The 11,277-nt window shown below is 61.9% G+C and carries 14 protein-coding genes; 4 read left to right on the top strand and 10 right to left on the bottom strand.

The features are described 5' to 3' along the window. Positions 1-270: 270 nt before the first annotated feature. Together F8237_RS35105 and F8237_RS35100 are read left to right on the top strand one after the other, a co-directional pair. Positions 271-972 (top strand): ParA family protein, encoded by a 702-nt coding sequence (locus tag F8237_RS35105; RefSeq protein ID WP_151650820.1) that lies wholly within the window; start codon positions 271-273, stop codon positions 970-972. After that, entirely contained in the window at positions 969-1,382 is a 414-nt protein-coding gene (locus tag F8237_RS35100) for a hypothetical protein (protein ID WP_151650819.1), read from the top strand. Before F8237_RS35105 ends, F8237_RS35100 begins: the two co-directional genes overlap by 4 nt. Before the next feature lie 58 nt (positions 1,383-1,440). Here F8237_RS35100 and repC (F8237_RS35095) read toward each other — a convergent pair whose 3' ends face one another. After that, complete coding sequence (repC, locus tag F8237_RS35095; protein ID WP_151650835.1) at positions 1,441-2,670, bottom strand: plasmid replication protein RepC; 1,230 nt, start codon at positions 2,668-2,670, stop codon at positions 1,441-1,443. Positions 2,671-2,987: 317 nt separating this feature from the next. Between repC (F8237_RS35095) and F8237_RS35090 the strand changes: the two genes are divergently transcribed. Both F8237_RS35090 and F8237_RS35085 read left to right on the top strand, forming a co-directional pair. After that, a complete protein-coding gene (locus tag F8237_RS35090; RefSeq protein WP_151650818.1) occupies positions 2,988-3,260 on the top strand; it encodes a helix-turn-helix domain-containing protein in 273 nt (90 codons plus the stop codon). 140 nt (positions 3,261-3,400) lie between these two features. Further along, complete coding sequence (locus F8237_RS35085; RefSeq protein ID WP_011505045.1) at positions 3,401-3,772, top strand: helix-turn-helix domain-containing protein; 372 nt, start codon at positions 3,401-3,403, stop codon at positions 3,770-3,772. 72 nt (positions 3,773-3,844) lie between these two features. On the opposite strand, the gene F8237_RS35080 is transcribed toward F8237_RS35085, so the two are convergent. From F8237_RS35080 to F8237_RS35035, 9 genes are all read right to left on the bottom strand, one after another. Next, positions 3,845-4,177 carry a single-stranded DNA-binding protein gene (locus F8237_RS35080; protein WP_151650817.1) on the bottom strand — a complete coding sequence of 111 codons (333 nt, stop codon included), beginning with the start codon at positions 4,175-4,177 and terminating at the stop codon, positions 3,845-3,847. A 622-nt stretch (positions 4,178-4,799) separates the two neighbouring features. Next, positions 4,800-6,032, bottom strand: a complete 1,233-nt coding sequence (gene repC / locus F8237_RS35070; RefSeq protein WP_151650816.1) for a plasmid replication protein RepC — start codon at positions 6,030-6,032, stop codon at positions 4,800-4,802. Positions 6,033-6,229: 197 nt separating this feature from the next. After that, positions 6,230-7,252, bottom strand: coding sequence for a plasmid partitioning protein RepB (gene repB / locus F8237_RS35065; protein ID WP_151650815.1), 1,023 nt, complete (start codon positions 7,250-7,252; stop codon positions 6,230-6,232). Beyond that, positions 7,249-8,451, bottom strand: coding sequence for a plasmid partitioning protein RepA (repA, locus tag F8237_RS35060; RefSeq protein WP_151650834.1), 1,203 nt, complete (start codon positions 8,449-8,451; stop codon positions 7,249-7,251). The genes repB and repA overlap by 4 nt, the downstream gene beginning before the upstream one ends. A gap of 213 nt (positions 8,452-8,664) precedes the next feature. Further along, positions 8,665-9,849 (bottom strand): site-specific integrase, encoded by a 1,185-nt coding sequence (locus F8237_RS35055; protein ID WP_151650814.1) that lies wholly within the window; start codon positions 9,847-9,849, stop codon positions 8,665-8,667. Then, positions 9,849-10,217: a DUF5615 family PIN-like protein gene (locus F8237_RS35050; RefSeq protein ID WP_048758121.1), complete on the bottom strand. Its 369-nt coding sequence runs from the start codon at positions 10,215-10,217 to the stop codon at positions 9,849-9,851. The genes F8237_RS35055 and F8237_RS35050 overlap by 1 nt, the downstream gene beginning before the upstream one ends. After that, complete coding sequence (locus tag F8237_RS35045) at positions 10,217-10,450, bottom strand: DUF433 domain-containing protein (RefSeq protein ID WP_048758120.1); 234 nt, start codon at positions 10,448-10,450, stop codon at positions 10,217-10,219. Before F8237_RS35045 ends, F8237_RS35050 begins: the two co-directional genes overlap by 1 nt. A gap of 82 nt (positions 10,451-10,532) precedes the next feature. After that, positions 10,533-10,952 carry a type II toxin-antitoxin system VapC family toxin gene (locus F8237_RS35040; protein ID WP_151650813.1) on the bottom strand — a complete coding sequence of 140 codons (420 nt, stop codon included), beginning with the start codon at positions 10,950-10,952 and terminating at the stop codon, positions 10,533-10,535. Beyond that, positions 10,949-11,227, bottom strand: coding sequence for a type II toxin-antitoxin system Phd/YefM family antitoxin (locus F8237_RS35035; RefSeq protein WP_151650812.1), 279 nt, complete (start codon positions 11,225-11,227; stop codon positions 10,949-10,951). Before F8237_RS35035 ends, F8237_RS35040 begins: the two co-directional genes overlap by 4 nt. Positions 11,228-11,277: the final 50 nt, after the last annotated feature.

Genomic DNA, 11,277 nt, shown 5'->3' with positions numbered 1-11,277 from the left:
GTCGCGATTGCCGCACAAACGGAATGCCGCAAAGCGGCAAGCAGATAACACCTCAACACCGCACAATCACAATGCCGGAACCTCGTAACACCGCATCGCAAGACAGCAGCAATGCTGTACACCCGCATTCGCGCATCTCCGCAACAACGTATTGCATCGAGACCGCGATCGCGGACTACCGGAATGGCACAATGCGGGATTGCCGCATGTTCATTATGTTGTATGTTGCCATTCGCCTATGGCCATTGATATCGCCGACGGAGGAACCAGTTGCCGAGCATCTTCGCCGTAGCGAACCCGAAAGGCGGAAGTGGCAAGACGACCGTCGCGATCATCCTGGCTGGCGAGTTCGCCAAACACGGTTACTCGGCCGCCATCGTGGATGCCGATCCGCAGGGGTCATCCTACCAATGGCATGCGTCGTCGGTCGCGCGTGGCTTGAGCCCGCAGGGCGTGGACCTGGTGCGCGCGCCTGACGGGAAAGTCCTCGCCCAGGCGATCGATCGGCTGAATGGCTATGACGTCGTCGTCATCGACACTCCCGGCTACTATGGCGATGTCTTGATCCAGTCGGCACTCCGCGCCGACCTCGTCGTCTTGCCCTGCAAGGTGCACACCTTCGATGCTTCGCAGGTCGTACGCACGATCCGCAATCTCGAACAACATGCAGCGGCTTCAAAGTTACCGATGAGCCAGCATCGCGTTCTGTTCAATGAATATGACGGCCTCGACAGAAATACCCGGCCCCTCAAGGAGGTTGTCGCCTATCTCGATGCGGAAAAGGTTCCCGTCTGCGCCAATGCGCTGTACCGGCGCGTCACCTTTCGCACCATGACCAGCGGACATGGCACCTTGTACCAGATGAGCGACAAGGACGAATCGATCAGGAAGGCCCGCTACAACGCCGACCAGGTCGTGCGCGAATTGCTCGCGGCAAGCCAGGGCGCCGACCAGAGCGATAGCGCGGCATGACGGATCCCGCTTCTGCACAGAAACCGGATCGTCCTCCCCTGCCCCGCGACGCGTTTCGCGCCCATCGGGTCAACCCGTCGGAGCCAGATACTCTCCCTGCCAAGCCGGTTGTCGTGACGCCGGCGTATGAAGATCAGGTCACTACGCCAGTGGCCCACTCCGCCCACACGGATAGTGGGTCCGTCCGCAAGCAGCCACGCGTTCAGAAAGCCCGCGATCGAAACCCATTCGATGCCTACGGCGAGCGATCGTCGTCTCGGCCTTATGCGTTGCGCTTTCCCGATGCGATCGACCTTGTGATCCGTCAGATGGCCGCCGAGGAGCGAACACAGCCGCTTCGGATCATCGACCGCATTGTCTACGACCACCTCAAACGAATCGGCCGCCTGCCGCCTCCACGCGAAACTTGACAGCGACGTCTTCTGGCGGGCCGAAATCATAGCAGCGAGACGAGCAGGATCGCCTTTACTAACAATCGTCCGGGAGGGAAGACGGGAGGCGGTCACGGTCACGCGCCGCGCACTCTTGTCGGCGTAACGCCATCAGCATCGGCCAGGCCGAGAATTCACCAGCCGCGGCGCGCCGAGCCAGGTTGCGCAGATAGCCCCCTGGATTCTTGATGGCGGCGCCACGTTGCAGGATGGCGGCGAGCACCACGCTGGCTTGTCCGTCGCCCATTGCGGTGCAGGCTTCGTCCCAGGCGCTGGGACTGATGCCGAGCAAGGGGCGCACGGTTGATGCTGTCCTGACAAGATCCTGAGAGGTGCGAATACCGCCGCGTGCGTAGTCGACGATGTCAGGACAGAGTTCGACAACCATACGAATGGGGATTGCACCGGCCGATCGGCAACGTTCGGCGTCGGCCGTCTCGGGGTCGGCTGATCCCAGGGCCGGTTCGGATGCGCTCGGCCGCTCCGGCGCTGAATTCTGAATCTGATCCGCGGGCGGGTTTGGAGGCGCAGGCTCGATCGGATCAAGGTCTTTTTCAAAAACGTTGACGATCGCCGCTGCCAGGCTCGCCAGTTCGGCGACGATGGGCTCAAGGACTTCGCTCGTCGGGACGCGAGGAAGCCGGGCCATGATGTCGCGGAAAATGCGATGATAGGATGCCCAATCGGCGGCGACGTCCTGCTCCACGCCGGCGGCAATCATCTTGGCGATGTCACGCCGCGCCAGGGTCACCCGCTCGCGTAGAATGCCGAGCGCCCGGCGTTTGGCGATCGCGGCTTCGGCCAAAGCGGCGAATTCGTCGGCCCGGGCCACGATCGGTCCGAGATCAAAACCGAAGGCCTGTTCAATATCGCCTGAGGTCGCCTTGCGCGCGTAGCGCTTGCCATTGGGGCTGTCGCGCCGAAGAACGATCCCGGCGTCGACGAGCGCCGCAAGGTGGCGGCGCAACGTCGAGGCGGCCATTCCATGGGCGCGCAGGCTGAGAAGCCGATTTGACGGGAATACGACCAGATCGGTGGCGCCGGCAGTCAACACCGTGTCGGGGTGGAAAGAGAGAAGCGCATTGAGAACCGCGAGCGCGCGGTCGGAAACCAGCAGCGCTCCCCGCGCCTCGCAGACGTTTCGGAACACTTGCCATTTGTGCACGGGTTTGCCCGGGCGGCATTCTTTGACGTCGCGCTGCGTCTTGACGGTGTTGAGAGATAGCGGTCGCCGTCCAAACGGCGTTACGGGGTTTTGGTCAAGCATCTCCATTCGCGTCCTCTCACTATCGAGAGCGCGGGCAAACAAAGTCCGTGGCGTAAAAACGCGGATCTCCTTGAACTGTCGGATGGCGCGGGCTAATATGCCGTCAAGCGATTGGGGCATTGTTGGCGATTGGCGTCGCCAGCCCGCTCATCCTCACGAGAGACCCGGCTCTGCCGGGTTTTTCTTTGTCCGAACGCACCTCTGCTGGTTGAATCGAATCCGTCTATTATATTGAATGTTGACCGGCCGTCCAACGTGTAGGTTTTGGCCAGCGGATCGTCGGGTCCGTCTGCGTTGGGAAGTGCGAGGAATGAGCGATGAGCGAAATGCAATGCCGCCGAAAGGCAGCTCACGCGGCGCAAGGCAGCACACTGCGACAGTCGTTCCAGGCGGGGCTGGAAGCACTCCGGCTGGAATCAGGTTTGAGCCGACGGGAGTTTGCCGAGCACCTGCGCATACCACGGTCGAGCTATTTTCATCTGATGACGGCGGCCGCCAATCCCAGCCTCGACTACATCGAGCTCATTGCCGAGCGAGCGGGCGTCGATCCGCTGAGATTGCTTCGTCGATCGGCCCACCCGTCGCCCTGAAGCCAGGGATGACCGACCGGCAAAGTGAGTCGTTTCAAGCACTTGCCTGTTAAAGTTTCTAACGTCCAATATACTGGACCTCGGGCTTCGTGTATGTTGTCGGTCGTTTCCTCGCCTTGGACCCGAAAGCCAGTCAAACGATGCCGCCTGTTCGCAAGCCGCTGCCCGTCGATCATTCGATCCTGAATGAGATGCTGGCGATTCGACTGCAACAGCTCGAGATCGAAAACGGCGGGATGGAAGCTTTCCTGCCAAAGACGGGACTGGCGCGCGGCACCTACTACACGATCCTGCGCGGTATCGGGAATCCGACGCTGAGGACGATGGAGCGGATCGCCTCGAGCCTGAACATGAGCGTGCTTGAGCTTCTCGGCTTTGAAGTTGGAGATGCCCGCCGCGCTCTCAAGAAAAGCGGCGTCAATTACGACGAGCTGGTTTCGGCGATCGGCAAGAAAAATCGGGCCGATCGCGGACTCGCGCGCCAGACTCGATCGCGAAAGCTTCCTTCGTAGCGATCCAGATTTTCGTCCGGCGCCGGCCGACACGCGAGAGCGATGGGGAGGCCGAAGCCTCCCCGCTATTCGCTAGGCGGCGGCGCGTTCGCTGGCTTGCGCCAACCGGCCGAGCTCCAGAGCGATGAGATCGACGGTGTACACCCGCAGGCCGTCGCGCTCGAAGCTGTTCTGCCGAAGCCGTCCCCGCACGTGGACCAGGTCGCCTTTGCTGACGTGCTCGTTGACGTAGGACTGGATCGCCTTCGTGAAGATCGTGACCTCGTTCCAGTGCGCGTCGTCCTTCCACTGGCCTTTGTCGTCCTTGAAGGGGTAGTTGGCGCAGATGCTGACGCGAAGGGTCTTGCCGACTTGCTTGATGGTTCCGACCCGACCGATGAGGGTGAATTCGGCGATATTGCGCATTGTCTTTCTCCATCTTGTGGGGCTGTGCCCCGTTGCGATGGCTTTTCCGTAATGGCCGGGAAGACGAAACAGAGCCGGAGCCCGCCAGAGGCGGAGCGGAGGGCAAGCGCAGCGCTGCGCCCCGGCCGGAGCCCACGAATTTTGGCGCCGTAGGCGCGTGCGCGAGGAATGCCGGTCGGGGTCCCCGCTTGCGGGGTGTACGGCAGGGGAAAATTCTTGGGCATCCAGGGGCCGACGTGCCGTCGACGGCCATAGGACTCCAGCCATGCAACCGGGAGCGACAGCCCGGCCGGACGAAAGACCTGCGATCGTCGCCCGCACCGGGCACCTTGGTCGGTGCGAGAAAAAAGCACGGACATTCGTTATCGCGGCAGTTTGCGCATCCCCGGCGGAGGACATTTAGGAAGCACGGACGTGCACGGGTTGGTACGATCGGCTCGGTGATTCCCAGGCAGCGTGCGATTTGTCGGCGGCGAGACCACACAGTGCGGAACGGCCGCGCAGTTTCAGTTTTCCGCGGCCGTCGGGGCGCTCGATCAACCGTTCGCAGTCAGGTGCGCCCATGGTCCAAGCTCGAGAACGCAGGGCAAAACAGGGATGTGGAGATGAGGCCGTCATCGCGTCATGCCCGGCGCTTTTCGTCGAGACGCGAATTGATCTGAGACATCAAAATCGGGCCGAGCGAGAACTCTCCGGCCTCGGCTTTTCGCGTCAAACCGCGCAAATACCCCCCGGCGGATCTGATCGCGGTGCCGCGCTGTAAAATGCACGCGACGACAATCGCGGCTGGCGTCTCACCCAGAACCGTTTGCGCCTCCTCCCAGGCGCTTGGACTAATCCCCAGCATCGATCGGACTACCGCGGCGGTCGCGAGCAAATCCCGCCAGTTCAAAATCCCGCCCTTGGCGTAATCGACAATATCGGGGCAGGCGCTCAGCACCATTCCCAACGGATAGGTCCCTTCCGCCACCCTCGGCGTTTCAGGTTTTGGCTCCGCCCTCGCCGCCCTGCCTTCTCGGAGGCTAGGTTCAAGATCAATAAGGGGATCTGTATTTGAATTCTGTATGTGGCGCTCAGAATGGGACTCATTGGCGCTTGAATTCGTGGATTTGATATGTGTTTCCAGAAGATTGAGAACGTCATCGGCGAGCTGTGACAGCTCTTCGGCGATCGGCTCGAGTTCTTGCCTCGTCGCCGTTCGCGGAATCTGGTCAACGATGGAGCGAAAGGCACCGTGAACCTCCTGCCAGTCGGCGGGTCCCTGCCCTCCCCTACTGGTCGGGACGGCTTCCTCGATACCGGTTGCGATCATCTTGGCAATGTCTCGCCGGCACAGCGTGATCCGCTCACGGACAAGCTTGAGCGCCCGCGCTTCTGCCGCGATGTCGGCTGCCAGGCTCTCGAACTCCTCCGATCGGACAACCAGTGGCGAGATATCGAAGCCGAAGGCCAGCTCGATCTCACCGGCGCTGCCCTTCCGCGTATAGCGCTTGCCGTTTGGACTATCGCGCCGAACGACCAGGCCGGCGTCGACGAGTACAGCAAGGTGACGCCGCAATGTCGATGCCGGCATCCCATGCGCCCGCAACGACAGCTGATAATTCGACGGGAAGACAATCAGATCGTCCTTTCCCGTGAGCGCAGTCTCAGGGTGGAAGGTGAGAAGCGCGTTCAAAACCGAGAGCGAACGCTCGGACACGCCAAGACGCGGCCGCGCCGTGCAGATGGCGTGGAAGATCTTCCATTTGTGCACGACCTTCTCAGGCGGCCGCGCGCTTGCGCCCATCTGGCTTGCCACGTGGGCAAGCGTCAGCGATCGCCGCCCAAAGGGCGTCGTTGGAGAGTGTGACTGCATGTCTTTGCCTCAGTTAGGGCAAAGAAAATCTGCTCGTCGAAACGACGATTAAATCGCGTTGAGACTCTTGACTGCGATTCGCGAAAGTGATTCTCTCTCAGTCGCCAAACTTGAAGAGAAGGCTTCCGGAACTCCGTTTCGGGGGCCTTTTTTCTTTTGCCGTGTTGCTCCTAGTAGGTGGTTGATGGATGAGGCAGTTACGCCTCGTTGGCCTCCTGACGCTCGCTCGATTTGGAGAAGGTGTCGAACAAGTGCGGGAGCTGTTCGACGAGAAAGTCCGCGAATGAGGCGGGCACCTTCTTGTCGATGGAGAGTTTCAATTCGCGGTCTGCACGTTGAACTTGAGCGATACGCTGTCCGTTAGCAGCCAGTACCGCAGCTGCGCGTTCGGTCTGGAAGGCATGTTTCGCGGCAGGGCGGCTAGCCGCGGAAAATGCGGCGAGAAATCTCCCATCCGAATCTCGGCCGGCAAATGCCGGGTCGCTGATTGCAGCTCTGATGCGTTTGACCGCCGCGGGGTCCGCAAGCAGTTCCGAAAAGGTTTGCCATCGGCCACGACCGATTTTCGGAGCCTTGCCAATCGCGTCGACAATGTCGTGCGGGATCGCCTTCGCAACGGTGATCAGCTTCGACGCCTCAGCTCTGTCGATGGCGAGTGCATCTTGAACCACCGAGCGCTTGTGTCCGGCGTCTTCGATGTGCATCGCAAACATTGCGCGCTCGACGAAACTCAAATCTTCGCGCGGACCGTTCTCAAGGCCCTGGGCTACCACGAGCTCTTCATCCGAGAGGGGCTTGAGGATCGCTTTCACGAGAATGCCTAGCTCACGCGTAATACGAACGCGACGATGGCCATACGCGCTTTGATATCGCCCGGGCGTTGTCGGATGCTCACGGACGAGGATCGGTACTTCCTGCCCCCTTTGTGCAATCGATTGCTTTAGAACCTCGTCGGAGCTGGCGTCGTCGTCTCGAAAACGATCAGCGACCGGAGAAGGATCGACAAGGAGCGGGTTGATCTCGATGATCATCGCGCCCGCGGCAATTTTGTCCCGGAGTTCTTGGTTTTCCTTTTCGACCTCCGAAAACGAATCCTTCAGCGACCGCACGGCGCCGGCTGAGACTCGCGCTGGCGCTGCGGAAGTTTTGTTGTCAGCAGACAACGGGACCGTGTGAGGGGCGGTGAAGAGGCTTTTGATTGTGTCAGTGCGCTTGCTCATCGCTCCCACACCTTCTTCATGAGTTGCGTGATCTCACCGTTGACAGCATCCACCGATTCCAGGGCTCGGTCGTATGCCCCTCTGCCTACGGATCCGCGATCGAGTTCGTAGAGTGACTGTTTGGTTAGGCCTGCGTTGGCGATTGCCGTCGACTTCCACACCGTCGCTTGCAGTACGTCCGCCCCGAACAAGTTTCGCAGGAGCGCCACGATCTGGGCCTCCGGCACGTCATTTGGATCGTGGCGCGTGATGACGTAGCGAATGAAATCATGGTCGAGGCGGCCGCCCGCTTCCTCGATGACCGCCATCAGATCGGAGGTCATGAGCAGAAATTGGCTCATCGAAGCAACATCCACCATTTGGGGATGGATTGTTACGAGCATCGCGGTGGCGGCGTTCAGCGCGCCCATCGTGAGGTATCCGAGCTGGGGCGGGCAGTCGATCACGACGACATCATAATCGTCTGCCACTTGATCAATCGCGGAAGCCAATCGACGGAAGAATAGGTCATGTCCCCGCTCCCGACGCTCGATCATCGCTCGGGGCGTATGGTGCTCGAACTCCATGAGTTCGAGATTTCCGGGCACCAAGCCAATTCCTTCGAAATATGTGGGGCGAACAACCTCGCGCAGGGGCCGGCGCTGATCGTCGTAACGGATGGCCCCGTAGATCGTCTCGTTTGGGCCGATATCGAATTCGGGTTGATAGCCGAACATGGCCGAGAGAGAGGCTTGGGGGTCGAGATCGAGAGCCAGGACCCGAAAGCCCGCCAGTGCGAGATACTGAGAAAGATACAGGGCTGTTGTCGTCTTCGCTGAGCCACCCTTGAAGTTCGCAACGGTGATGATCTGCAACTTTTCGCCGTCCCGGCGGCGCGGAAAAAACTCAAGCCGTTCCCGCGGACGCGCCTCGGCAAGGTAGGCGCGCAGCTCATTTATTTGCGCCAGTGTATAAGACCGCCGCCCGCCATGACCGGTAGAGGGGATCGGGCCTAGGCCGTCCAACGAGAGCTGCCTGAGATATCCGTCCGATACGCGGACGATTTTGGCGACCTCGCCTGAGGTGAACGAGCGGAGTGATTTGCTGGCTGCTGGAGGGAACAGCGTGGTGCTCAGCGAACGGAGCTGACCCGAAAGGATGCCCGCGTGTCGCGTGATCCGCGCGCTCGCCGTCTCATTTCCCTCGTCAACGATGCTCATCATGGCAACTCAAGACGGTTTCTCTGCGTCAGACGGTAATTGTCCGTCTTGAGAGAAGACACAAATCCCGAGTCGCCGCAACAAATTAAGGGTTAACGAGAACTTAACGTCCAATAGACCACGCGAGGTCGACGGCATTTGTTGTCCGCAGACAACATCCGACTTCAGACGGGACGTTGTCTGCGGACAACGTCCTTTGGTTCCTCCGGCGCCTCACTTCTCAACCGAATATAGGCGAGATGCCCTGCCCTGGGCTCGCTCGGCGTCATTGTAGTAACTCGCCGCCTGCTGCACCGACCGGTGCTGCGACTGCTGCATCGCCTCGGGCAAGGCCACGCCCTGGCGTGCCGCTTCGGTCAGATACCCGGACCTCAACCCGTGCGCCGAAAACTCGCTCGGCTCTAACCCGGCCATCGCGCAGCGCCGCTTGAGAATGAGATTGATCGACTGTGGGGTCAGGGCCCGCTCCTCCAGCGCTTCCCAGCGGTCGATGGCGCGGAAGATCGGCCCCTTGGAGATGTCGCCGCGTTCCAGCCATTCGCGCAGCGCCTCGACCGGCGGCCCGACCAGGAGCACCCTGCCCGCCTCGTCCGCGATGCCGGTCTTGGTCCGGCCGAGCTGGATCGCTACGCATGGCAAGGTCGGCGAGTGCGGGTCTCGGGGATCGAGCGGGACCGGGGGCTCCTCGCTGATCTGCTCGACCCGGAGCCGCGCCACCTCGCTGCGCCGGCGGCCGCCGGAGGCAAACGCCAGCAACAGGATCGCGAGATCCCGGGTGTCGACGAGACGATCGGAGCGACAGGTCGCGAGCAGCCGGTCGAGCACGTCGCGGGTGACGGCTCGCCTGCTCTTGCGCTGCCGCGGTCGGGTGCTGGCCCGCACCGCCAATCTGACCGCCGTGCGAAGACTGGGCGAATGGAACGGACCCTCCTGCCCTTTCCAGCGATGCAGGGTGCCCCAATTCGCGAGCCGGCGCTTCACCGTCGACGGGGCATGCGGCCCATCGGTACGAAGCAGCAGGGCCACTCGTAGCTCGGCCGCGACTTCGGACGGCATGCCGTGGTGCGGATCAGTTTCGCGCTCGGCCGGATCCCACAGGTGATGCGCCACGTATTTCAGGGTGAGGCTTTCCGGCGCCGGCCACGGCAGCGGCGAGCCGGTTGCCGCCTTCGCCCATCCCTCTAGGTAAGCCAGATCGGAGGCGAGCGCGCGCAGCGTGTTCTCGCCCATGCCCTCGCGCGCGAGATGTTTTAGCGTTGCGACGTCGTCGTCGGTGAGGAGCTCGGCGAGCCGATCGCGCCGCTCCATCGGCAGGATCGCCGACAGCGCGTCGAGTTGCAGCGCGCGACGAGTCGCGGAGTCAAAGTGGGGGTGGTGATCGGTGAGGAGGTCGACCATCACGAACCGAAGGGAAGGATGCGCACGCGCGCACGCTGCGGATCGATCGACACCAACGCACCCTCAGCGAGCTCGTGCTCTGTCTGTGCGATTGCGCGGAGGAGGGCGCTGCCGATCGCCGTCGGCGTCAGGAGGTCAGCGCGAATCTGAATGACGCTCGGCTTTCGGCGGCCCGTGGCCGCCAGGATTGTCGAGAAATCGAGATCATTGGTCAGGACGACATGGTCATGCGTGGCGGCCCATTGCATTAGCGCGCGATCTGGCGCGTTGGCCGCGCCGACGCTCGACCAATGCGTCGCCTCAAGGCCGGCTTCCTGCAGAAAAGAAACCCAGTTTGGCGACAGGTTCATGTCGATGAGGAACCGCATCAGGACGCGCGCTGAAGATCGACCTCCCGCTCTTCGGCGCGCCAGGCCGCATAGCGTAGGGCTTCCAGCACGTCCTCGCGCTCAAGGTAGGGATAGTCGGCGAGCAGCGCTTCGATGGTGCGGCCGCCGCCAATTTGGCCGACAATCATGCCAACGGTTACACGCTGGCCACGAATACAGGGCTTGCCGCCCATCACGGCGGGGTCTTGGCTGATGCGGGCAAAATCGGTCATTGGGTCACCTCGATTAACAGTCTAGCATATTTTTTCGCGCCGTTTCCGCGATTCCGAGAAGCGGGCATGGGGGTCTCGCGCCTCAGTCCCATGGATTGAACACCGGCAGGCCCAGTGGGACAAAATCCTTGGTGTTGCGGGTCGCGAGCACGAGTTCTTTGGCCAGCGCCGTCGCCGCAAAAAACCCATCCATGACCGAAAGCGCAAAGCCGTTTTGGCGGGCTTTCGCCATCAGATCGCCCCAGCGTTCGGCGATCGCTGGGTCGATCGGCAGGATCCGGCCGGCGAAGCGCGCCGGGAGATCCTCCGCGAGCCAGGCGGTCAGCGCCGCGCGCCGGCGGCCATCGTCCATCAGGACGATGCCGCGCCGGAGCTCGGCGATCGACGCCACGCTGATGAAGGCCCGGTCCTCATCGATCGTATCGAGCCAGCCGAGCACCTTGGGGTCTGGCGCCGGCCGGCGAACCTCCGACAGCACGTTGGTGTCGAGCAGGACGTTCATAGATCGAGGTCGCGCGACTGATCGCGGACCCGATCAAGGTCGAGATCGGCGTCGCGCAGCGGCGAGGCCATCAGGAACTCGGCCAGCGTGCCCTTGCGGACGGTCTTGCGCGCCCATTCCTCGGCCGAGACCATGACGACGCTCGGCTTGCCGTGGCGGGTAATGATCTGCGGATCGGTTTGAGCGCGCTCGATCACCTCGGACAGCCGCGCCTTGGCGCCAGCGACCGTCCAGTGATCCGATTCGTGAGCAGGGGTTTTTCGGGGGATTGTCACGACTTGCTCCTGTGACCATAATGACTATCGTGACTATATGGCGAATCGCG

The organism is Bradyrhizobium betae, assembly GCF_008932115.1.
GTDB classification, from domain to species: domain Bacteria; phylum Pseudomonadota; class Alphaproteobacteria; order Rhizobiales; family Xanthobacteraceae; genus Bradyrhizobium; species Bradyrhizobium betae.
The sequence above is the reverse complement of the archived record's forward strand: the minus strand, read 5'-3'. Positions and strand labels throughout refer to the sequence as shown.